14 protein-coding genes and 3 tRNA genes are annotated in these 23,518 nt (G+C 58.2%); 6 read left to right on the forward strand and 11 right to left on the reverse strand.

All coding sequences use genetic code 11. The annotated features are described in order from the left end of the window. Window positions 1-140: 140 nt before the first annotated feature. Window positions 141-872, forward strand: a complete 732-nt coding sequence (locus CQ017_RS05950; RefSeq protein WP_096284621.1) for a PspA/IM30 family protein — start codon at window positions 141-143, stop codon at window positions 870-872. Window positions 873-996: 124 nt separating this feature from the next. On the opposite strand, the gene CQ017_RS05955 is transcribed toward CQ017_RS05950, so the two are convergent. The 5 genes from CQ017_RS05955 to CQ017_RS05975 form a co-directional block, all read right to left on the reverse strand. Further along, window positions 997-1,070: transfer RNA gene (locus tag CQ017_RS05955), tRNA-Met, on the reverse strand. A 753-nt stretch (window positions 1,071-1,823) separates the two neighbouring features. Then, window positions 1,824-1,897: transfer RNA gene (locus tag CQ017_RS05960), tRNA-Met, on the reverse strand. A gap of 585 nt (window positions 1,898-2,482) precedes the next feature. Next, a tRNA-Met gene (locus CQ017_RS05965) sits at window positions 2,483-2,556 on the reverse strand. A gap of 66 nt (window positions 2,557-2,622) precedes the next feature. Beyond that, window positions 2,623-5,664 carry a UPF0182 family protein gene (locus CQ017_RS05970; protein WP_105552997.1) on the reverse strand — a complete coding sequence of 1,014 codons (3,042 nt, stop codon included), beginning with the start codon at window positions 5,662-5,664 and terminating at the stop codon, window positions 2,623-2,625. Window positions 5,665-5,779: 115 nt separating this feature from the next. Beyond that, window positions 5,780-6,820, reverse strand: coding sequence for a PDZ domain-containing protein (locus tag CQ017_RS05975; RefSeq protein WP_146112437.1), 1,041 nt, complete (start codon window positions 6,818-6,820; stop codon window positions 5,780-5,782). A 253-nt stretch (window positions 6,821-7,073) separates the two neighbouring features. Here CQ017_RS05975 and CQ017_RS05980 point away from each other — a divergent pair, with 253 nt between their 5' ends. Then, the gene (locus CQ017_RS05980; protein WP_096284615.1) at window positions 7,074-8,495 is read left to right on the forward strand and encodes a zinc-dependent metalloprotease; all 1,422 of its coding nucleotides are present in this window, start codon (window positions 7,074-7,076) and stop codon (window positions 8,493-8,495) included. Between the two features lie 89 nt (window positions 8,496-8,584). Here the strand turns inward: CQ017_RS05980 and CQ017_RS05985 are convergent, their stop codons facing one another. From CQ017_RS05985 to nudC, 3 genes are all read right to left on the reverse strand, one after another. After that, window positions 8,585-9,196 (reverse strand): M48 family metallopeptidase, encoded by a 612-nt coding sequence (locus tag CQ017_RS05985; protein WP_105552999.1) that lies wholly within the window; start codon window positions 9,194-9,196, stop codon window positions 8,585-8,587. 111 nt (window positions 9,197-9,307) lie between these two features. After that, the gene (locus tag CQ017_RS05990; protein WP_096284610.1) at window positions 9,308-11,431 is read right to left on the reverse strand and encodes an ATP-dependent DNA helicase UvrD2; all 2,124 of its coding nucleotides are present in this window, start codon (window positions 11,429-11,431) and stop codon (window positions 9,308-9,310) included. Continuing rightward, window positions 11,428-12,357: an NAD(+) diphosphatase gene (nudC, locus tag CQ017_RS05995; protein WP_105553000.1), complete on the reverse strand. Its 930-nt coding sequence runs from the start codon at window positions 12,355-12,357 to the stop codon at window positions 11,428-11,430. Before nudC ends, CQ017_RS05990 begins: the two co-directional genes overlap by 4 nt. A gap of 164 nt (window positions 12,358-12,521) precedes the next feature. Between nudC and CQ017_RS06000 the strand changes: the two genes are divergently transcribed. Then, a complete protein-coding gene (locus CQ017_RS06000; protein WP_105553331.1) occupies window positions 12,522-13,823 on the forward strand; it encodes a phosphotransferase in 1,302 nt (433 codons plus the stop codon). On the opposite strand, the gene CQ017_RS06005 is transcribed toward CQ017_RS06000, so the two are convergent. From CQ017_RS06005 to CQ017_RS06015, 3 genes are read right to left on the reverse strand one after another with little or no spacing between them, the layout of a single operon-like run. Then, a complete protein-coding gene (locus tag CQ017_RS06005) occupies window positions 13,813-17,160 on the reverse strand; it encodes an ATP-dependent DNA helicase (RefSeq protein ID WP_096284607.1) in 3,348 nt (1,115 codons plus the stop codon). The genes CQ017_RS06000 and CQ017_RS06005 overlap by 11 nt on opposite strands. After that, window positions 17,157-20,366, reverse strand: coding sequence for an ATP-dependent DNA helicase (locus CQ017_RS06010; protein WP_105553001.1), 3,210 nt, complete (start codon window positions 20,364-20,366; stop codon window positions 17,157-17,159). The genes CQ017_RS06005 and CQ017_RS06010 overlap by 4 nt, the downstream gene beginning before the upstream one ends. Continuing rightward, window positions 20,363-20,752, reverse strand: a complete 390-nt coding sequence (locus CQ017_RS06015) for an MGMT family protein (RefSeq protein WP_105553002.1) — start codon at window positions 20,750-20,752, stop codon at window positions 20,363-20,365. Before CQ017_RS06015 ends, CQ017_RS06010 begins: the two co-directional genes overlap by 4 nt. Window positions 20,753-20,839: 87 nt before the next feature. Here CQ017_RS06015 and CQ017_RS06020 point away from each other — a divergent pair, with 87 nt between their 5' ends. The 3 genes from CQ017_RS06020 (at window position 20,840) to CQ017_RS06030 (ending at window position 23,443) form a co-directional block, all read left to right on the forward strand. Further along, window positions 20,840-21,523, forward strand: coding sequence for a 3'-5' exonuclease (locus CQ017_RS06020; protein WP_096284601.1), 684 nt, complete (start codon window positions 20,840-20,842; stop codon window positions 21,521-21,523). Between the two features lie 243 nt (window positions 21,524-21,766). Continuing rightward, window positions 21,767-22,759, forward strand: a complete 993-nt coding sequence (locus tag CQ017_RS06025; RefSeq protein WP_105553003.1) for a methionine ABC transporter ATP-binding protein — start codon at window positions 21,767-21,769, stop codon at window positions 22,757-22,759. Between the two features lie 3 nt (window positions 22,760-22,762). Further along, complete coding sequence (locus CQ017_RS06030) at window positions 22,763-23,443, forward strand: methionine ABC transporter permease (RefSeq protein ID WP_105553004.1); 681 nt, start codon at window positions 22,763-22,765, stop codon at window positions 23,441-23,443. The last annotated feature ends 75 nt before the right edge of the window (window positions 23,444-23,518 follow it).

The raw sequence follows: 23,518 nt of genomic DNA on the forward strand, positions 1-23,518 counted from the left end.
GGCTTCGGCGGCGGGTTCGGCGGCGGCGGAGGTGGTGGAGGCTTCGGAGGCGGAGCCGGCGGTAGTTTCTAGAGATACGCGGTTTATCCCAAGTAGTACGCAAATTTCAGCAGCACTATTTCGTATAGAAAGGTCCAACCATGACCAAGCAATCACTTTTCGGACGCGTTGCCCAGCTGGCAAAAGCCAACATCAACGCCATCCTAGATTCAGCCGAAGATCCTGAGAAGATGATGGACCAGATGGTCCGCGACTACACCGACAACATTGCCGAAGCCGAGCAGGCTGTGGCGCAGACCATTGGCAACCTGCGAATGTTGGAAGATGACTACCGCGAGGACGAACAGGCGGTCACTGAGTGGGGCACCAAAGCACTCGCCGCTTCCAATAAGGCTGATGAATTCCGCGCAGCTGCTGACTCAGCCAACGCCGCCAAATTTGATAATTTGGCCAAGGTAGCGATCCAGCGTCAGATGCAGTCCGAAAGCGAGATGAAATCCGCCAACCCGACCATCAACTCGCAGCGTGAAATCGTTGAGAAGCTGAAGACCGGCTTGAACCAGATGAAGGAAAAGCGCATTGAACTTGTCAGCAAGCGCGACGAGTTGATCGCTCGTTCCAAAGCTGCCCATGCACAGAACCAGGTCAACGAAGCCGTCAAGTCCGTGAACCTCATGGATCCGACCAGCGAGATCAGCCGGTTCGAGGAAAAGATTCGCCGTGAAGAGGCAAAGGTGATCGGTGCTTCCGAACTCGCCTCGTCGAGTCTGGACGCTCAGTTTGAGTCCTTGGAGGATCTTGGTGAACAGACTGAGGTTGAGGCTCGCCTGGCGGCTCTGAAGGCCAACCAGACCGGAGCCTTGGAGAGCTAAGCTCATCGAAATGAATAGTGGCGCCGGGTCAGAATGATATTTCCGTTCCGGCGCCTTTCTTTTCGTTCAGTTCCATGAGTTAAAACAAAAGTGGAGATCCATTCGGATCTCCACTTTTTCTCTGTGGCGGGGATAGGATTTGAACCTATGACCTCCGGGTTATGAGCCCGGCGAGCTACCGAACTGCTCCACCCCGCGTCGGTAAATACAACATTACCAACTCGTAAACCGTATGGCGAATCGAGGGGCCATGTCGTACATCACAGTGGTGCTATGTCGGCCTAAGCGGCGAAAATCAACGGTTCTCAATGCATGGATCGGAGATCGATTATGGTGCCTAAAAATTGATCTGAACGCGGACTTCCTGGGGCGGATCACCTGCTAAATGGAATTCATTGAATGAGAGCTAATCCGAGTAGCCAAGCCCAACACTTTTCTTGACGTTAAATTCAGGCTTCAAGAAATAGCGCTAGACCGGCGCAGCCCAACGTCCTATGATTCCAGAACGCAGGACAGATCAATTGACCCTGCAGCCACTACCCCCAACTGAGATTGTTTTCCTCAGTTCATCGCATCGCGCCGGCAGGTGAGCCCTTAGCCGGCAAATAGCGTGTAGTTTTCTCCGAATCCTAAGCTAGTCGAATAAGATTTGAGGCTCGCCGGCGAAGCCGAAGGCCCCGGCCACCACATACGCCCTCGGGCAAAAGCATGTCGGCATAGAACTATCCGTAGGAGCGAAGAAATCTACCCACAATCCGGCGAGTTCGGGGTTTCTGGACCTCACGCAGCTTGCTTTCGAAGTCCAGATCATGCCCGTTTCGAAGTCTTGAACGCTGGTCGGCGCGTTATGACCCCTGGCTTGGAGGAATTACTCCCCGGTAACGATGCCGGATCACCAGCTCATGGCTTAAAGCAAAAGTGGAGATCCATTCGGATCTCCACTTTTCTCTGTGGCGGGGATAGGATTTGAACCTATGACCTCCGGGTTATGAGCCCGGCGAGCTACCGAACTGCTCCACCCCGCGTCGGTAAATACAACATTACCAACTAGTAAACCTCATGCCTAATTGAGCTGACATGTCCTTAGTCACAAGGCGAATCTAAGCCCGGGAAGTTGCTCTAAAAGTTTCTGCTTCTTGCTCGAAGCTGCCGCTGATCGGCCGCACCGCATTCGGCCTTGCATGGGTACATTACGGAAAATGCTGCTTGCCCGCTGGTCCCTGCGGAGACTCAATCCGTTGAATGCGAAGGCCTATAGCGTGGCGCAACTAGCTTCTAGCTTCGTACCTGCTTAGGGTTCAGCCTCAACCAATGAACCGGAACGATGGGGCCACGAACCGCCAAGGCCTGTGCCGCGGATTAGGGACCTACCAGAGGTGCTTCCTCATTCGTGCATATTGCGTCACCGCACCGCTGCGCGGCGGTGAGCTTGCCGCCGATCCCCGCTTAGCCTTCCCTTGGTGTCGCGTACCCAAATTCATCATTCGGGCGCGTACGGAACGTTGAAAAGAGGATCCCTATTTAAGCTGCAGAAAAGCAAAATCCCCCAGTCCGAAGACTGGGGGATTTTGCTTGGTCATCGCCGAATCATTCTCGACTTGTCCCATAAGTGGCGGGGATAGGATTTGAACCTATGACCTCCGGGTTATGAGCCCGGCGAGCTACCGAACTGCTCCACCCCGCGATGACTAGACTATTCTTCATCATCGCGGAGTGGAATGCAAATCGGGGGTTCAGCTTACGAACATGACTATCCGTTATTAGCGTCGTTAGGCTCAGCGGACTCGCTCGGAGCTTCCGGGGCTTCGGAGCTAGTCTGTACTTCACCTTCCGGGGCAGCTTCGCCGTTGATGGCAGCGTCAGCTTCCAAGGCACGGCTCAGGGCCTCCTGAAGTTCCTTCTGTGCTTCGCCGTAGGTGGCGAAGTCGCCAGCCTTCAGAGCTTCGTCAGACTTCTGGATCGCGGCATTTGCCGCATCCAGAGCATCCGTTAGCTTCTGGGTTTCAGACTGCGTAGGCTGTTCGCTCTCCCCCGGCTGTTCTTCTGGTGTCGCACCATCACCGTTCTCACCGGTTACGGCGCCCGAATCGCCACCAAAGACCTCGTCGAGAGCTTCTGAGAGCGTATTCGCGAAGCCAACCTGGTCACCGAAGGCAACTAGCACCTTACGCAAGGTTGGGTAACTGGTCTGGCCCGAGGACTGAACATATACCGGCTGAACGTAGAGGATACCGCCGCCGACTGGCAGCGAGAGCAGGTTACCGCTCTTCACCTCGGAAGCACCCTGGCGCAACAGGTTCAACTCTGTGGTCACACGTGGGTTGGTATCAAAGTTCTGCTGTGCCTGGCCTGGGCCAGGTACTGCCGTATCGCGAGGGAGCTCCAACAAGCGAAGCTTGCCGTAGTCTTCTGTCTTCACGCCATCTTCACTGCCCGCGTCTGCATTCGCTGATAGGAAGCCGAACAGCACGTTACGCTGTTGCCCGTTGGCTGCTGCCTGTGGAATGAAGGTGGAAGTCAGCGAGAACGATGCCGCATCTTGAGTTGGCATCTTCAATGACAGGAAGTAAGGAGGCTGCTTCACTCCCTGAGTTGAAGAGGTCGGATCATCCGGCACCGCCCACGCGTCATTGGACTCGTAGAACGCGTCGGGGTCATCAACGTGGTAAGTCGTGAGGACTTCGCGCTGAACCTTGAACATATCTTCCGGGTAACGCACGTGCTCCATCAGATCACCGGAAATGTTATCCAGCGGCTGGACGGCAGTAGGGAAGACCTTTTGCCAAGCCTGCAAGATTGGGTCTTCGGTATCCCACGCGTACAGATCAACCTTGCCGTCGTAGGCGTCAACGGTAGCCTTGACCGAGTTACGCATATAGTTCACGCGACCCGACAATCGATCGAAATCTGAAGCGTTAGTCAGCGAGTCGGAAACAGCCGATTCAATCTGCTGCTGCTGTGCATAGGGGAAATCATTTGAGGTGGTGTAGCCGTCGACGATCCATTTGACTCGCCCATCGATAATTGCCGGGTAGGCACTGGAATCGAGCGTCAGGTACGGGGCTACCTTGCTCACGCGATCGCGCGGGTTACGGTCGTACAGAATCTGTGATTCATCGTTGACCGCGTTGGAGAGCAATAGGTCTGTAGAAGCGAACTTCAACGCATACACCACACGGTTGAACAGGTTGCCTACGTTAGGGCCGCCTTCTCCCTGGAAGGTGTAGCGGGTGTCTTCGCCCTCGCCACCAGCGCTTGGACGGTCAAGCTCCTGATCGGTCCAGCCTTCCGGACCGCCAACTACCGAGTACTCAGGAGAGTTCTCACCGAAGTAAATGCGCGGCTCGTATTCTTCTTCGGTGATCAAATCACCGGTGGACGGAATGCCTCCGAGCATAAAGTCGGGGCGGCCACCGGCAGCTACGCGGTTACCGTAAGCAGCAACCAGCCCGTAACCGTGGGTGTAGGTAATGTGCTGGTTCACCCAGGTGTCATTGGGGTTGACGTTGACTTCACGTGCGGCGATAACCGTATCTTCGACTTTTCCGTCAATTTCGTAGCGGTCAACATTCAAAGTTTCAGGGAAGGTGTAGTACCCACGGAACTGTTGCAGCTGCGCAAATGCGGCAGAAACCAAGTTAGGGTCCAACAAGCGAATATTCGCCGTTGTTTCCGTTTCCTTAGCCAACGCGTTCTTCTCGGTGCTGACCTTGGCGTCGTACGGAGTGACTTCGACATCGTCCAAGCCAAAGGCCTCACGCGTCATCTGGATATTTCGATCAATATATTCGCGTTCCAACGTACGCTGCGAAGGAACCACTTGGTACTGCTGTATCAGGAATGGGTAAACGCCGCCGGCGACAATCATCGTCACCACGAGCATGGCGGTACCAATCAGTGGCAAGCGCCAGCGACCGTTGAACGCCGCAATCACGAAGGTAACTGCGATCAGAATTGCGACAATTGCCAGAATCATCCGTGCAGGGATGACCGCGTGAACGTCTTTGTACAGTGCACCGGCTACGCGCCCGGACTGATTGTTAAGCGTCTCGTACTGAGAGATCCAGAAATTGACAGCCTGGAGTAGCAGGAACACTGCCACGACCACTGCGGTATGCACACGGGCAGCCTTGCCCACCGTGATGCCGCCACGTTCTTCAACGCGAATGCCACCGTAGAGGTAATGCGTTAGCAATCCTGCAACTCCGCCGAGCAGAACTACAGAAATCAAGAATCCGGTAATCAATCCGATGAATGGCAGGGTGAAGATAAAGAATCCCAGGTCCATATTGAACTGCGGATCGGTGGATCCGAATGGAACCCGGTTGAGGAACAACATAATGGTCTGCCATTGTCCGGCTACCGCGATGGCTGAGAACAAACCCACCACTGCAGGAATGCCGATCATGAGGAAACGGCGAACCGGTTCGAGCTGCGCTTGGTAGCGGGACATGGAGTCTGGACGACTCGTCTCCGGTGCGTAGACAGGGCGATGCTTGTACGCGCTGCGCATAGAGAACCACATCGGCACGGCCATCAAGACCAACGCAATGAAGAAGATGATGAGTTTGGCGATGCGCTCGGTCCAATAGACTTCCGAGAATCCCAGCTGATTGAACCAGAGGATATCTGCGTAGAAGTTCGAGAGGAAGACAAACACGGCCACCAAGATGACCACCGCAAATACCGTCAGCGTCAGTGGAGACGCCTTTTTATTTGCGGGCTTAGAAGGTTGTTGCGGCCCTTGGGGTCTCGGTGGACCCCCGAACGGACTATCCGATCCGTATGACACTATTCATTCCTTACCTAAATGTCCCGCACGCCTTTGCTAACGCCAGAACTCGTATATCTATCACTGTACTTACTAAGCTTCAGACACCAAGTTGTATGAATGGTGTCGAGTGGATCTATGAGCAGGATTCCAACGTGGTGGGGTCGGCTCCTTGCTCAATTTTCGTCAGCGCCTGCCGTGCTTCATGCAGCGTGCCCACCTTTACGACATGCAGCCCGTTCGGCACTCGTCCTTGTACATCCGAGCAGTTCTCTGACGGCGCTAGGAAGACCGTCGCACCATCTGCCTTCGCGGCGACCATCTTCTGGGCAATCCCTCCGATAGGCCCGACTTTACCCTCGGCGGTAATCTCTCCGGTCCCGGCGATGTGATGCTCTCCGGCCAGCGATCCTTCGGTCAACCGATCAATGATCGCCAAGGCGAACATCATGCCGGCGCTCGGGCCTCCGACCTCTTCCACGCCAAATTTCACGTCGATGGGAAAATCAAAGGCGCTGCTCAAGTAGACCCCAAGCTGGCGAGAGCCCTCTGCATTGGCTGACGTGGTGACGCTGACCTCAGTCTCCTTCGGCTCACCCTCACCGGAGGCCCTGCGAACCGTCATCGTGCTTGGCTGATCTCCACGCTCATTGAGGTCTGCCTTCAAGTCTTCCAAGTTGGATACTGGTTTTCCTTCGAACCCCAGCAACCTATCTCCTGGCTTTAATGAATCCCTATTGGTATCCGTGGAGAAATCCGCGACTTCCAACCAAGTGGAATATTCGTGCCCCAGCTCATTCATGGCTGCTGCAATCGACAATTCTTGTGAAGAAACCATCATCGAATCGTTGGCCGCGCCACGTTCTTCGCTAGTAACTCCACGCGGAATCATGGTCTCTTCCGGGACGATATCTTTGTTCGGATTAAATAGCGCTTCGAGAATCACCGGGGTTGACACCCGATTCTGCCCACCGCCTTGAACGTAAATGGTCGTCATGTCCAAAATGCTGTTGGACTGAAAGCTCTTGGCACCGTCGATGGTGATGAGCTCCTTGCCCTCGTACTCCCCCAGCGTGTTCAGCACTGGTCCAGGTGTGCGCACGACAAAGTTGGTGGGTAAGAAGAGGATCAGACCAACCAACAGCAGGGCTAGTGTCCCTGCGATCGTGGTTTTCACGGGCTTGGAACCAGGAACTTGCGTACCCAAATTCGGGCTCGCGCCCTTCGTGGATGATGGTTCCTGTTCGTGCACTGACCTTGCTCCCGCCGCTCAAAAATATTTCAGGGGCGCTTTCACAAACGCCACCCCCTCTAGCCTACTGAAAGCCCATGCAGAACTTCATCAGCTATAAGGAGTATTCGATGTGCCGAAAGCGAACTCAGGCTTGCATCGATGTGAACTCTCAGGCGTAGGGGGTACTTTTAATGACATGGCACAGAACCCTCCGAATAACCGACCCGACGGTGACGACGACGAAAACAATCCGCAGGATCCAATGTCAGCGATGTTCTCACAGCTCTTCGGTGGCAGTTTCGACCCAAACGATCTCCCGCCTCAGCTTCGCGAAGCGATGGGTTCACAGGATCCCGCCGCTATGCAGCAAATGATGCAGCAGGCACAAGCAATGATGTCGGCAATGATGCAGAACAATGCCTCTGAAGGGCCGGTGAATTGGAAGCTTGCTTCGGATACCGCGCTTCAGTCCTATGCCGGTGAAGACCCCGAAGTTTCTGACTCGCGCAAAAGCGCCATTGTCGACGCTTCCTATCTGGCCGATCTGTGGCTCAATAACGCCACGGCTTTTGAGTCCAAGGGCGAAGCTACCGAAGTCTGGACTCGCAAACGCTGGTACGACAAAACTTTGGGTGTTTGGAAGAAGGTCACCGAACCGGTGGCCGAATCCGTGACCCGTGCAATCACCAGCGCAATGAAGGACCAAATCCCAGAAGAGATGAAGGGCATGCTCGGCAACTCCGATGCGATGTTCCGAAATCTTGGTTCCAGCATGTTTGGAATGCAGCTGGGAACTGCCCTAGGCGGCTTAGCCAAGGATGTGCTTGGAGGCACCGATATCGGGTTGCCCCTGGCAGGAACGACACCCGGCCTGGTCGCCGCCAACGTTGCCAACTTTGGCGAGGGGTTGGAAATCCCTGAGCAGGAAGTGCTGCTCTACGTGATTCTGCGCGAGCACGCTCATGCGCGACTATTCAATCGGGTTCCATGGCTTTCTTCGAAACTCATCGGAGCGGTCGAGTCTTACTCACGTGGCATTCATATCGATATGTCACGTGTCGAAGAAGCAGTTCGCGGCATCGATCCGTCAAATCCGGAGAACCTGCAGGAACTGCTCGGCGAAGGGCTGTTTACGCCAGAGCGCACAGGCCAGCAGGAAAAGGCACTTGAAAATCTCGAACTGACGCTGGCACTGATCGAAGGTTGGGTCGACCACGTTGTGTCGCTCGCGGCCGCCAACTTGCCATTCGCGGCTCACCTTCGAGAAACCATGCGCCGTCGCCGTGCCTCTGGTGGTCCTGCTGAATCAGCATTTGCTTCGCTGGTCGGCTTGGAACTGCGTCCGCGCAAGCTTCGTGAGGCTGCCGCCCTCTGGGAACACCTCCATGAGGAACGTGGTACCGAAGGCCGAGATGCTATTTGGGACCACCCCGATTTGATGCCTACGGCCGAAGATCTCAGCGAGCCGGCGGGCTTTACCAAGCGCCGAGAGTCGGCTGCATCTGAATATGACGAGTTTGACGCCGCGCTAGGCAAGCTACTCGATGGCGGATTCGATAAGCCGGAACCTGAAGTCGAAAACCCTGAGGATTCTAATCCAGACGATCCGAAGAACTAACTAAGAGCTCTGATGTAAGTAGGGGGTCCAAGCAGCTCAAGCTGCTTGGACCCCCTACTTTTCGTTGGAGCGGACCTCAAAATCGCAGGTCACTTGTCGTCGAGATCGTCAAACCCGCCAGTTTCGGTATCGGTCTGTCCGTTTTCTTTGGCATGTGCGCGGAAACCTGCGCTGAATCCGGCGAGATACTGGTCCGCTTCGGCTCTTCTTTCGAACCGGTCCAGCAGATCCTGGAACCTTTTTCCGTGCCCTTGGCCCGGCGTTGCCAAATGGACTAGCTCATGGACCAAAACATAGTCTTGCACCCAATTCGGGGCATACTTCAGTTTGGCGGAAAGTCGGATGGTCCGCTGGATTGGGGTGGCAGAGCCCCACCGTTTATTTTGATTATTGACCCAACGCACCGATACCGGATTAGCCAGCCCATCAAGATACCTTAGGTCCAAATATGTGGCCCGTTCCATCAACGAGTCCTCGGTGATGGCCGCCGATTGTCGGCTCTTACGCTGGCGGTATTTCTTGAGCATTTCGTCCACGAATGCGCGCTCCGTGCTTTCATTCAGCGCCGCGGGCACCTGAACGACCAACCGGTCCTCGCGCCATTGCGAGGAGATGGTCTTCTTTCGTTTGCTCGAACGTACGATACGGACCGGGATGTCATCCGCGGCGATAAAATCAACGGTCTGAGGGTATGCCGGCATCGGGTGCCTCCACTTCTATCCTTCACAGGTTTGCGATGGTTTGTCGCTTATGAGCTCACCATAGGTCCACGTAGGTGAACCGATTTTTCATTCCCTGCGAGCTGTCGATAACTAGCCTTGGTATTCGGCCAAAACCGCCAGTACCGCTTCACCGTAGCGTTCAAGTTTGCTGCGCCCCACTCCTGAGATTTTGCCCAGCCCTTGGACCGAATTCGGTCGATGCTCCGAGATTGCCATGAGCGTCGCATCGGTGAAAATCACAAATGCGGGAATCGAATTGCTCTGGGCCACCGAGGCTCGCCAGCTACGCAGCTGCTCAAAGAGCGCTTCGTCGTACGCGGCGGGGCAAGAGGAACATCGTTTGAGTTTCCGTTCCTTCGCAGTGGTCAAAAATGATCCGCAACCGGCGCAAACAGATGGCGTGAGTTTCTGCTGCTTGCGGCGAACCGGTGCTTGCTGCCGGCTGCTGGCCTGCCGCACAGATTTAATCCCGTCCAGGAATCTCGACGGATATCGATGCGCCCGGCCACCCGGGGTCCGGGCTAAGGACCACGACAGGTAGAGCCGTATGCGCGCACGAGTAATTCCTACGTAGAGCAGCCTACGTTCTTCATCGTAGCCAGCCTGGTCCTTCGCATAGGTGATCGGTACGAGTCCCTCGCTGAGGCCTGCCAAGAAAACAACGTCCCATTCAAGGCCCTTCGCCGCGTGGAAGGACGCGAGCGTGACGCCGTCCAAGGTCGGCGCATGTTGTGTCGCGGCGCGTTCTTCAAGTTCGCGGACCACATCGCGCAAGGTCACTTCGTGCCCCTGGTCGCCTTTGCCGGCAACCAGGTCGTCGGCCAGTCGCACGAGGGCGGATAACGATTCCCACCGTTGGCGTACCGCACCGGTGCTGCCGGTGGGAGCTTCCGGAGCATACCCGTGCGAGGAGAGCACATCGCGCACCAGCTGAGGCACCGACAAGTCTCCTGCAACATTTAATGCGGCGCGGAGTGCAAGCATTCCCTCTTTGACTTCACGCCTCGAGAAAAACCGCTCGGCGCCACGCATGACGTAGGAAATTCCGTGCGCCGTGAGCGCTTGTTCAAAGGCTTGAGACTGACCGTTGGTGCGGTATAGCACCGAGATTTCAGAGACGTCTTGCCCGTCTTTGACTAGCGCCTTGATGCGTTGTGCAACCTCATCCGCTTCCTGTTCATCGTCGGCAGCCTCGAAAAATTCAGGACTGGGTCCATGCTCGCGCTGGGCAATGAGTTCCAAGGGTTCTGGCCAAATGACGGTCGGATCAGGCATCGAAGTTTCTATCCGGCGCATGGACAACACCTTATTCGCCAGATTCACCACCTCGGGTGTCGAACGGTAGTCACGCACGAGCTTGACGACGGTTGCTTCGGGGAATCGGGTGCCGAAGTTCAACAGGTAATCAGGTCGGGCACCGGTGAACGAATAGATCGTCTGGGAGGCATCGCCCACCACACACAGTTCGTCGCGCCCACCGAGCCACAGGTCGAGCAGCCGCTGTTGCAGCGGCGAAACATCCTGGTACTCATCCACCACGAAATGTCGATACTGGGACCTGACGTTGGCAGCGACTTTCTCGTCTTCTTCAAGAATTGCGCTGGTAAGCAGCAAAACATCTTCAAAGTCGATCACGCTACGGTCGTCTTTGAGTTCCTCATAGGTTTGGAAGATGCGTGCCATGCTCACCGGTTCCAAGCCGTTGGGCAGATCTCTGCTGGCAGCGACCTTGGCGTAGCTTTCGGGAGAATGCATCGATACCTTGGCCCATTCGATTTCGGAGGCAAGGTCGCGCACCATGGCGCGGTCGCTCGAAATTCGAAGTCGGCGCGCGGATTCAGCGATGAGCGGCGCCTTGTGCTCCACCAAGTTTGGCAACGTCCCACCGACCGACTGCGGCCAGAAGTACTGCAGCTGCCGAAGCGCAGCGGCGTGGAATGTCCGGGTCTGGACGCCCGGCGCCCCCAGCAAGCGAAGCCGTGTGCGCATCTCGGATGCGGCACGGGTCGTGAAGGTCAGGGCCAGCACGCTGGTCGGGTTGTAGACCCCGGTATGCACACCGTGCGCTATGCGGTGTGTGATGGCGCGGGTTTTGCCGGTCCCGGCACCGGCAAGGATGCATATTGGGCCGCTCAGGGTCTCGGCCGCGAGCCGCTGTTCGGCGTCAAGCCCTGCCAAAAGATCGGGGGCCGTTATATTTTCTTGCTCGGTCACTTGCTTTGGGCCTCCGGGAGGGCTTCTCCGTACCAGTTACGGATCAGTGCGTGTGCGATGGAAATACCGCGCGGAATTTGCAGGGTGCCGGCGCTCAATTCGGAGCCGAGTTGTTCGCGGGTGAACCAGCGAAGATCGAGTATCTCGGCACCGTCAGGTACCAGCTGCGTGCTCAGTGCCTCGCCGGTGAAACCCAGCATGAGTGAGCGCGGCATTGGCCATGGCTGGGACCCACGGTAGGCAACATCGCCTACGTGTACCCCTGATTCCTCAAAGATCTCTCGACGCACCGCAGACTCAAGTGATTCTCCTGCTTCGACAAAACCAGCTAGGACCGAGTACATCTTGGATTTGAACATGCTGTTGGCACCGAGCAGCAAACGATCTTCGGAATCGACGATGGCGGCGATCACCGCCGGGTCGGTGCGCGGGAACAGCTCGTGGCCATTGTCCACGCAGCGTTGCACCCAACCGGAGGTAGAGGACCGAAGTTCGGAACCGCACCGGGGACAGAACACTTCGTTGCGTCTCCAGTTGGCTATTGCCTGGGCCTCAACAAACAACTCGGCCTGAGCCGCATCGAGAACATTAAATGCGTCTCGCAGCGTGGTCCATGATGACTCGGTCCGTTCATCAAGCACCGAGGAGTCGACAATAGCTAAAACAAATAAGTGCTGCTTGTCACGGCCAAGGTAGACGAATTTTTCCTGCCCGGACGCCTGATAGTCCGGGCCTGGGATCAAAAACAACGATTCGCCGTTTAGCGCAGCACCAAGCTCGGAAAGCAGCATCACTCGACTCTGCGGGTCGGCCATGACCTGTGGTAGCAGGTCAGGCTGGTCATGCTCGGTCACCGGACGCTCATACACGGATCGTGCGAAGCTCAATGAGGTGAGTGGTAATCGATATTTTTCTGCCAACGCCATACTCCTAACCTAGTGCAATTCGCTGAGCACTGGCTTGGTTTGGCTTCACGGTGAAAACAATTGCGAATGATCTAAATCGCATCTGCCGTCATGTGCGTTGAAACTAGCCATCTTCCGTGCGTCATTAACGAATGAAACGCCGGATCTCGCATACGGTGGAGGATGTGAAACGCTCTGCCATGGAACTCGCCGCTATTGCCACCGCCGCCGTGCCGGGATTGACCCCGGTAAGGTTCGCCGCGTTGTCCGATGATGCAGAAGACTTCGATTCGGCACTCATCGTAGATTCCCAAAAACACCGCTGGCGCGTACGCTCGCCGCGCCACGACGAAGCGAGTATGCGCCTGGAAGCGGAGCTTTCCGCCTTGCGCGCTTTTTCGGCCAAGGTCAGGGCCGCGCTTCCGTTCGCCCTGCCCTCTGTCGCCGGAACTGTGCGTCAGGGCCCCTTGCGAACCTTCGTATATAAAGATCTTCCCGGCCGGGTTCCCACCCTCGACGAACTTGTCGAGGAGGGAAGCAAGCTTGCGGTGGCCTTGGGTCAGTGCATGGCGGCGATCCACCAGATTCCCGATGATTCGGTCGAAGTTGCCGGATTGCCGACCTACACCGCCGATGAAGTTCGCCAGCGCAAGCTCAACGAGCTGGACACCGCCGCCGCGACGGGCCGAGTGCCTAGCCGCCTGCTGCGGCGTTGGGAGCACGCCATGGAAGATGTGTCGCTGTGGCGCTTTAACGCCACGGTGGTCCATGGCGACTTCGATGAAGAGCAGCTGCAGGTTTCACACTCAATCATTACCGCCGTCAAGGGCTGGACCGACTTGCATGTGGGCGACCCCGCCGACGACTTCGCCTGGCTCTCCGCCATTGATGACCAGAGCTTCAGCGAACGAGTATTCGCCGCCTATGTGGAGGCTCGCGGCAACTCAGCAGATCCGCACATCATGCGCCGTGCTGCGCTGGCTGCGGAATTCGCGCTCGCCCAGTGGTTGGTCAAGTCCCTGGACAGCAAAGACACCGAGCGCATTGCCGATGCCGACGAAATGCTGCAGGAACTGGATACGAATATAGCCGAGTACGGCGGTGAGCCGCTGTCCGTCGTTCAGGCTCCGCGCCCGCTGGCCGCTCCGGCATCCGCTTCGGTTGAGAAACCTGAAGTAGCGCCGAAGCCGAGCGCTCCGGCAATCAACTCTTCAAAGGTTACACAGCTACCCGTCGAGGATGAGGTAGAAACCGACGCCCCACCGGAGGACAGCACGCCCAAGCCTCCAGCGGTCTCCGCCGTCCCCGTTGAAGCTGGCGTGCAGTCCCCCGCGGCACAGCACACAGACGACGCAGCGGCCGCAGACAGCACTTCGCCGGAGGATGCCGCGAAGGCCGATTCGGGAAATAACCCTGCACCGGATGCGAAGCCAAGCGAGTCGGTGCCCGTGGAAGGCACCGACTCCAAGGAAGAAACTACTTCGTAACTTCCGTTTCGACCTGCTCCGTCAGGTTTTCGAAGGCCCCGGCGATCATGGATTCAAGTTCTTCTTCGGATGCCAGATATTCGGCGTGAATCGTGATGCCGGCGCCAACGTAGTAGAACGCGGCCTGAATCTGTTCCAGCGGGATCCCGTGCAGGCGTGACCAGCCAAGACGGTAGACCGCCAGCTGCACCAATTTGCTCTTCAGGTCCTTGCCGCTGGGCACCCTTCCGGTTTTCCAGTCGAGCATCAGCCAGGTGCCATCTTCAAGCTGGAAGACCGCATCGATGCGCCCGCGTACCGCAACCGGGCCCACACGTGTTTCCAGCGGCACCTCAACATATGCCGGTTGGCGTTCGGCCCATTCGCTGGCTAGGAACGCTTCCTTCATCGAGGCAAGATCCAGCACGTCGTCAATATATCGATCCGCTGGCTCCACGATCTCGCCTAGGTCGAGCATCTGGGTTTGTTCGTAGTATTCCTCGATCCAGGCGTGGAATGCGGTGCCTCGCCGGGCAGCCAGGCCGGGGCGGCGCGGAACGGGGCGGCGCAGGTTCTCCAGCACCTCCACAGGGTCTTCGGCAAGTTCAACGAACAATGAGGCCCGCACATGCTCGGGCGCAGCGATGACGCGTTCGCGGTTGTTCAGGAACTCGCGTTGCGCCAGCAACCTCTCCGCCTCGTCCTTCCAATGCTCACCGAAGCCGGTCAGCATCTGGCTCTTCGCCTTGGCGGCAACAACGTCTTCGGCAAGCGCACTGAGCACCTCGCGACGAGAATAGGGGTGCGGCGACTTTTGCACGGTGCCGGTAATCACCGGCCCGTCAAGCGGGTCGTACGGCCAGCGCGCCTCCATCGGTTGGGAGCGTACCGGATTTTCCTCGGGCCCCTGATCGTTTTGGACCCACACTCCAATTTCGGCGCGGGGTTCCTCCCCTTCGGCCAGTGGCAGCAGTGCGTCCATGAAGACCGAAGGTTCACAGGGCTTGGAGCGCGATCCCGACCAAATGCTGCTTGAACAGATCAGCAATGACTTAGCCCTGGTGACTGCCACGTAGGCGAGGCGGCGTTCTTCGGCAATATGATGGTCGTCCACCCGATCTTTGAAGATCGATTCGGCCTCGATCAGTTCCTTCAGCGCCGGCTGGTCGGTATCCCACTGCGGCAAATCGCCGGCATCTCCGCGCAACGGCCAAGGCAGCGCCTTATCGCCGCTGGTCCAACGATCGGATTTGGCTCCCGGGAAGACCCCCTCGTTCAAAGACATCACCGCGACGATGTCCCATTCGAGCCCCTTCGAGGCATGAATAGTCAATAACTGTACCGCCAGCGGATCAGCATCTTCGGAGGGCAGCGGGAGCCCCTTTTCCTTTTCGGCGGCCTGTTCAAGCCACATGAGGAAACCCGCCAACTCCACGCGCGGGGCATTGCGGCAATATTCGCGCACCACATCGGCGAAGGCATCCAGGTTCACCCGATATTTGTCCGCGGCAATCCACGGTCTGGCAGCCACCTCGATGTCCAGGTTCATGGCGCGTTCGACTTCTCGAATCAACGCTTCCAAATCATCGTTGGCGATCAAACGCAATTGCCGCAGTTCGGATCGCAGCGCTTCGAGCCGTTCATAGCCGGTATTCGACAACCGCCGGCCGTCGGAGCTCGTCCAACCAGCCGGAGGAAGGTAATCCAGCGCCTCGATCAGGCTTGCAGCGTCGTTGAGCTCCGCGCGGGCCGCCTCCTCCGTGCTTTGATTCTGGGTGATCGGTTCGGCGGAGTCCAGTTCGGGATTCAGCCCGCGCTCCCGGCGCCGGGCCAGCGAACGCGACCAATCGGCGAATGCTGCGAGGTCGGCGGCGCCCAAACGCCATCTGGCGCCTGCGAGCAAGCGCATCAGCTTGTCCGAGCGCAACGGATCCACCAGCACATGCAAACAGGACACGAGGTCGGTGAGCTCAGGGGTGCTGAGCAGCCCGGACAGCCCCACCAGCTGATAGGCAATGCCCCGTTCGCCAAGCACCTCGCCCATCACCGAGAGATTCGCCCGGTTGCGGCTGAGCACCGCGCTGGTCTTGTGCTCGGCACCGACGCCCTGGCGATTTTCTGCCACGATGAGGTCCGCGATCCGTTCGGCCTCCTCGCGGACGCTCGCGCAGCGATTGAGCACTACTCGGCCGGGCTGCGCAAAAGCCGAGGGTTCAAGCGGCTTGACGGAGACCGGTCCAATGGCCGGCTGCTGACCGCCAGCGGTAATGTGGTTTGCCGCGTCCAAGACGTTCACGGTATTCCGCCATGCCACCGTGAGGTGCTTGACATGTGCGAGGTCTCTGCTCGATTCGCGCACTATGGGGAATTCCTGGGGGAAGCGGAATAGCTGGCCGGCGCTGGCACCGCGGAATCCGTAGATGGATTGGTTGGGGTCCCCCACCGCGGTCACCGGGTGGCCATCGCCATAAAGTTGCGAGAACAGCACCATCTGGGCATGCGAGGTGTCTTGGAATTCATCGAGCAGCACCACCTTGTGGCTGGTGCGCTCGGCAAGCGCCGCGGCCGGAACTTCCTGCGCAATATGCGCCGCGTGGGAGACCAGATCGCCGTAGTCCATTACCCCGAGTTTCGCCTTGGACAGGGCGTATTCCTGGGCCAGCTCGGCGATGGTCGCGCGGGAGGCGAGCCGGTCGATCATGTTCTGCGCCGCAACGGTCCGTTTCTTTTCCTTGTCCGCCTGCATCGGGAACAGGGAGACTTCGGCAATGAGGTTGTCGAGCCATTGCTGGGCTTGCGGCGGGGAGACCAGATGCTCGGAGGACTCGGAGCTAAATGAGACGATTGCGTCGATCAGCGTGCTGGTCGCCGAGCCGAGATGCTCGTAGTTTCCGGTATAGCTCTCCAACACCTGATGGGCCAGCTGCCAGGATTGCGCGGCACCGAGCAATACCGTGTCTTCTTCGATCCCCAGGCGAAGTCCGTAGTCCTGCACCAAGGTATTGGCATAGGAATGGTAGGTGGATACCGCCGGGTCCAGGAAGTCTCTGGTTTCCTCTTCGCCGAGCAGCCCCGTGGCCACTAGCTGCGCGATCTTGGCTCGGATACGTGCGGAAAGTTCGCCGGCTGCCTTGCGCGTGAAAGTCACACCGAGGATTTCTTCCGGGCGAACCAGCCCGTTGGCGACGAGCCAAACCACCTTGTCCGCCATGGTCTTCGTCTTGCCGGAACCCGCGCCGGCGATGACCAGCATGGGTTCCAAGGGGGCACAGATGATCTCGGCCTGCTGCGCGGTTGGCGGGAACTGCTCCCCTAGGGCTTCGGAAAGTTCCTGCGGGGTGAATCGAATATTGCTCATGGTTCGGTGACCTGTCGTCCTTGCTCGCACAATGGGCAGATTTCGGGCAGCGTGCACGATCCGCGCAGGCCCTCGGAGCCAATGGTGTGCCGGGTGGTGAATTCGCTCTCGCCCATCAGCTCGGCCGCTTCGAGAATCAGCTCCCGCGCCCAGGTTTCTGTTCCAAGGGCCGGCTGATCCCGCAGGGTGACCGACTTCGTCGGGGTACCGACGTAGACCAGCGACGCTCCGGCTGGTTCGGTGGAAAGCGCGGCGGTTTCATCGTGCTGCTGCAATGCACCGAGCTGCACCGCGGTCTGGTAGACGGCCAGCTGCGGGTGGGTTTCGGTGTCTTTGAGCGTTGGCGCTTTGCCACCGGTTTTCAGATCTACCACCGTGGCCTTGCCCTGCGCGTCGGCTTCCACCCGGTCGATGACTCCGCGCAGCTGGATATGCTTGCCTTCCTGCGGAACGTCAACCTGGAAGGACAGTTCTCTCGCTCGTAGTTCACGCCCGGAGGTGCGCATGGCGATGCTGTATTGCGCGAGTTTTTTGAGCATTTCTTCGGCTCTGTCAAAGTCGCGCTGCCCCTCCCAATTCGGGAGCTTTTCCAGCTCCGGCCACCGCTGCTCGAGGATGTTCGAGTATTCGCTCCCGCTGGCCTCCGGGTGCTCCTCGGCGATGGAGTGAATCAAGGTGCCCAGGGAGGCGGCGAAGTCATGCGCCGCTTCTCCCCCGGCGCTTTGCACAAACCAGTTCAGCGGCGACTTCACCAGGGTCTCGACCTTGGAGGGTGACACGCGCAGCGGTTGATCGGCGGGAACCACCGGGGCGCTGGTGCTCAGTGGCTTCAATCCCCACCAACCCTTTGGGTGAGCGCCACGCACCGGGTATTCGCTGTCGGCCAATTGCCCTAGCACCGTGATGGCGTCGTGGTAAATTTCGTCGGCCGAAACGTGCTCGGGAGCGGGGACCGCACCGAGTTGCGCGGCCTTGGCGCGTTCGGCCATCGAACGCAGTTCAGCCACCAGCGTGGGCAGGGCCCTGATTCGTGGGACCGCGGTGAGTTCTCGTTGCGCGCCGCCGTTTGGGTCAACCAGGTCCAAGAACGATGAGGGTTGCGAGTCCTCGTTATCCACCGCCGTGCAAATCAACAATCGCGAGGCGCGCGAAACGGCGTTGCTGAAGCTTCGCATTTCATCATTGCGGATTCCGCGCACCAGCTGCGTCGGGGTGCGTGTGCTCAGGAAGGCCAGGCCGTGTTCTACCGCGTCGGCCAGGGCGTTGGAACCCAGCAGCTCACCGCGCAGCCGCAGGTTCGGCCAGCTGCCTTCCTGCAGGCCCGGAATGAATACGACGGGCCAGTGCTTGCCTGCGGCCGCCGCGGTGGTCAGCACCGTGACCGTTTTCGTCCCGGTGGCTCGCGAGGCCAGCGAGTCCATCGGCAGTTCCTGATGCAAAATGTGATCGATGAAAAGTTCCACGCTGGCACCGGGCAGCTGATCCACAAACCGTTCGGCTGCCTGGAATAGCGAAAGGACCGCGTCCAGGTCGTGATCGGCACGACGGGCGGTATTTCCGGTGCCCAGCGCTTCCTTGCGCCAGGCGTTGGCCCGGCCCGAAGCTTCCCACAACGCCCACAGCGCCGTTTCCGGGGTTGCCTGCCCGCTGGCAAGTTCGGTGCGCAAGGCACTGAACATGCTCAGCAGGCGTTCCAAGCCAAAGGCTACGGGCCCCAAGTCACGGCTCAGTTCCGGTTCATGAAGGCTCGCTTCGAGAAGCTCTTGGCTGGATCGCCGTCCGCCCACCGAGCTTTCGCGTTGGCGCAGCAGCTGCCTCAGGCGTCGAATTTCCAAGGCGGTGCTCATTCCGTAGCGCGAGAGCAGCAGGTTCTGCATCAGCAGCGGATCGTCGCTTACGCCGCCGGCCAGGGCCAGCTGGACCAGGTCGAGCAAGGGCCGTACCGCGCCCTCATCCTTCAAGGGGATTTCGGCCGGTGGAACCTGGACCGCGATCCCTTGGCCTTCGAGGAACCGGCTGAAGGACCGTACCTGTGAACCGTTGCGGACCACGATGGCCATGTCGGAGAGAGGGAAGCCCTCGTAGAGATCCATCTGGACTATGCGTTGGGCTATGTAGCGTTCTTCCAAGGTGGAGTTTTCAAAGCACAGAGCTTGAACCTGCCCGGTTTCGGTTTCCGCTGGCGCTTCCAGTTTTCGTCCGCGCAGGCCGGCCGCTAGCGGGATTCGCCGCACGACGCGCTTCCAAGCATCCATAATGGCCGGTGCCATGCGCAAGCTGGTATCCAATTCGAAGAGTTGAGCCTCATCCTTGCTGCTGTAATTTTGCGAGAAACGGTTCAGCTCATCGGGGCGTGCACCACGAAATCCTTGGACCACATTATCTGGCGCCGCAAAGGCAACGAGCCGGCGATCACGCGCGATCAGCCGCAGCAGCCGATGCTGCGACAAGGTCGCTTCTTGCAGGTCATCGACGAGGATCAGCTGCAGTTTTTCGTGCTCTTCGGCCAGGAATTCTGGATGCTGTTCGAACAATTGGGCGGCACGGGTCATCAGACCCGCCGGGTCAAAGGCTTCGGCACTGCCTAGGTCCAGTAGGTCGCGGTATTCCTGATAGAAGCGTGCCGCGGCCACCCACTCTGCGCGCTTGGCCTGTTCCCCAAGCTGCGCAATATCTACCGGTTCAAGTCCAAGCTCAGAAACCCGGTCAAAGAATTCACGCAGTTCTTTCCTGAACCCGCGTGTTTCTACCGCTAAGTTCAAGTCCTCGGGCCACCCCGGGCCCGCGGTCAATCCCTGCTGGTGGCCTTCGAGGAGGTTGCCGATGAGCGTATCCTGTTCAGGTCCCGAAAGGAGTCGAGGAGCCCGTTCCAAATTCGGCAGCAGGCCTTCCAAGCGTGCCCTTCGGATGAGATCAAAGGCATATGCGGACCAGGTCCGCACCACCGGCTCGGTAAAAGTTTGATCCGCTCGGCGGCTGAGGTCGTCTCGAATGCCGGCAGCGGTCAGACGAGTTGGCGCAATAATCAACAGCTGCAGCGGATCCAAACCAGCGTCCAGATGCGCCACGGCTGTGTCCAGCAGGGCCGTGGTTTTCCCGGTCCCCGGGGCCCCGGTCACGAGGGTAGGTTTGGCTACCGTTGCCAGCCTTTCAAGCAGCGAAGACGTATCCAGTTGTGCCGGGTCGGTCATATCTTCCATGTTCATAGTTGATCATCCGCTTCGGACAAGTAGCCCGGTTGCAACGCCGCTTTGAGCGAATCAATTTGCGCCCATTGGGCATCGTTCGGTTTCCAGCGTGCTTGGGCCATATTCACGCGTCGACCCCGGCGGGGAGTGTTCTCCCGCGTCCACTCGTCCTCTCCTCGTTCGCCGAGTGCCACAGTCAGGGTGCCGTCGGTCCGAAGAATGCGCCACCAGGGTGTCCCCTCCGGTGAACTTCCCATCGCCTTGCCAGCCTGCCGAGCGCCGCCGACCCCCAGGAGCTCTGCTACGTCGCCATAACTGAGTACCGCTCCCGGCGGGACAAGTGCCGCGAGGCGATGGACGGCCTCGGCATAATCGAGGGGCAAGTGGCTTGATTCGGAGCTCATGTCCCTATTGTGCCAACTTGGACATCCTCGTCCACAACCGGAGCGTCAGCCCAATGCTTGACCGAATGAGCGGGTAGCGTTGATTTCATGAATGAATGGCATAAGGGCCTTGCAGTTGGCTTTGACTTGGAAACCACTGGCGTCGACACCACTACGGCGCGCATCGTCACTGCGTCGGTGGTTCTGCTTGATGCCCAAGGTCAGGTTGTGAACCAGCGGGAGTGGCTGATTGATCCCGGCGTTGAAATTCCCGAGGCTGCTGCCGCGGTGCACGGCGTGTCCACCGAAAAAGCTCGTGCGGAAGGCATTCCTGCCGCTCAGGGCGTTGCCGAGATCCTCAACCTGCTCCAGTTCGCCGCCCAGCAGTCCCCGGTGGTCGCGTTCAATGCCGCCTATGACTTCTCCGTCCTGCATGCCGAGGCCTTGCGCTACGACCTGGTGCCGTTCATCCCCGGAAACGTGATTGACCCGTTCATCATCGACAAGCAGGTCGACAAGTTCCGCAAGGGAAAGCGCACGCTGGCAGCTGCCTGCGAACACTACGGCGTCGTCCTGGAAAATGCCCACACCTCCTTCGCCGATTCGGTGGCATGCGTGGCGGTAGCGCGAGCCATCGCCGAGAAGTACCCGCAGCTACAAGTTGATCCGCAGGATTTGCACGGCTGGCAGATCGGGTGGGCTCGCGAACAAGCCGCGAGCTTCCAGGAATACCTGCGCAAGCGCGATCCCCAGGCCCTCGTCGATGGCGCTTGGCCGATAAAAGACAGCTAAACCATGCATTTCCAGTGAATGTTAGGCACTTCACATCCTAAAAACTGGCTCCCGCGAGATTCCGGGTAAGTCATTAGTTCATCTTCAGTCACAAATCTGCGAATCATCTTCGATTCGTCCCCGATTTTGGCCGCATATGAAGAATAGTGAATGTGTTTTGCGGGCGGTTCGGGCGATATTGTTCGATAGTGATTCAATGGAGGGTACTCTCTATACCCCTTGAGAATTGAAGGAACGCGCCTAGTGATCACAGTTAGTGACCTGCGTAAGGTTTATCGTCAAGGCAGCAATGACGTTGTTGCACTGGATGGTGTCAGCCTTGAAGTCCCGACCGGGAAAATTCATGGCATCGTTGGACATTCCGGAGCTGGCAAATCAACACTTGTCCGCTGCCTGACGTTGCTTGACCAGCCTACGTCCGGCTCCGTTGCGGTTAACGGCAAGGAACTGACGAATGTCGACTCCGACGCGTTACGCAACGCTCGTCGCCGTATCGGCATGGTCTTCCAGCATGCCAATCTGTTCGATTCACGAACCACCGAACAGAATGTTGCCTACCCACTGGAATTGGTGGGCACACCGAAGAAGGAAATCGCCGAGAAAGTTGCGCAGCTTTTGGAACTCGTCGGGCTGACGAAGTTCGCCAAGGGCTACCCATCGCAGCTTTCCGGTGGTCAGCGACAGCGCGTGGGTATCGCCCGCGCGTTAGCGACAGACCCCGACGTGCTGCTCTGCGACGAGCCAACCAGCGCTTTGGACCCGGCCACCACCGATGAAATTCTTGAACTGGTTAGGAAGCTTCGCGACCGGTTGAACATCACGGTACTGATCATCACCCACGAGATGCACGTCGTCAAGCAGATTTGCGATTCGGTTTCCCTGCTCGAAGCCGGCAAGATCGTGGAGCACGGCGACCTCGAAGCGGTCATCACCAACGCTTCAGGACGTTTGGCTTCTACGCTGCTTCCACTGCCGGGAGAAGCCCCGCAGGCAGAAGGTGCAGGTCGCGTACTTGACCTGCTCTACACGGGCGCGCAAGCCACCGAGCCGGTCATCTCCGGCATCGCACGAAAGTTCAACACCGACGTCAATGTCTTGGCAGGTTCCGTAGAGCATCTGGGCGACCAGCAGTTCGCGCATCTGCGTGTGCAGTTTGCCCCAGACGTGGACATCGCTGCGATTATCGAACATTTGGAGTCCACAGGTATTGCAGTGACCGTGAAGGAGGCCAAGTAAGTTATGGATTACTTCACTGAACTCTTGAATAACCCAGGCATCACCAAGGCCATGTGGCCGGCCACCGTTGAGACCATGCAAATGGTTTTCATCTCGTCGGTAGTATCCGTCGTGGTGGGTTTGCTGATTGGCATTTTATTGCACACCACCGATAAGACTGGGCTGGCGCCCATGCGTTGGCTGAACGTGATTTTGTCGGGCATCATCGTGAATATCACCCGTTCAATCCCGTTCGCAATCTTGATGGTCGCCTTGATTCCATTCTCGGCATTGGTTGTTGGCACATCGCTAGGTCCCATCGCCGCCTCAGTCTCGCTGACTATCGGTACGGTCCCTTTCTTTGCTCGACTGGTGGAGACCGCGCTACGCGATGTCTCATCCGGAAAGATCGACGCCGCGCTGGTCATGGGCTCCACCAAGATGCAGGTTATTCGCAAGGTCATGGTTCCCGAAGCGCTACCCGGTATAGTCTCGGCGATCACCACCACCGTCGTGACGATCATTGGATACTCTGCCATGGCAGGTTTGGTTGGCGGCGGCGGCTTGGGCCGGTTGGCCTACAACTACGGTTACACGCGCTACGAACTTGAAATCATGATCATTACCATCATCATCATCGTGATAATGGTGCAAGTGGTACAGATCCTCGGCGACTGGATTGCCCGCAAGGTTGATCACCGCTAGGAAATCACTATTCCGCCGGGCCACCGGCGGACTGGGGCGGCACCCTCACCGCTCCATTCAGCTCCCCCGTTACCG

The organism is Arthrobacter sp. MYb224, from assembly GCF_002975455.1.
GTDB lineage: Bacteria > Actinomycetota > Actinomycetes > Actinomycetales > Micrococcaceae > Glutamicibacter.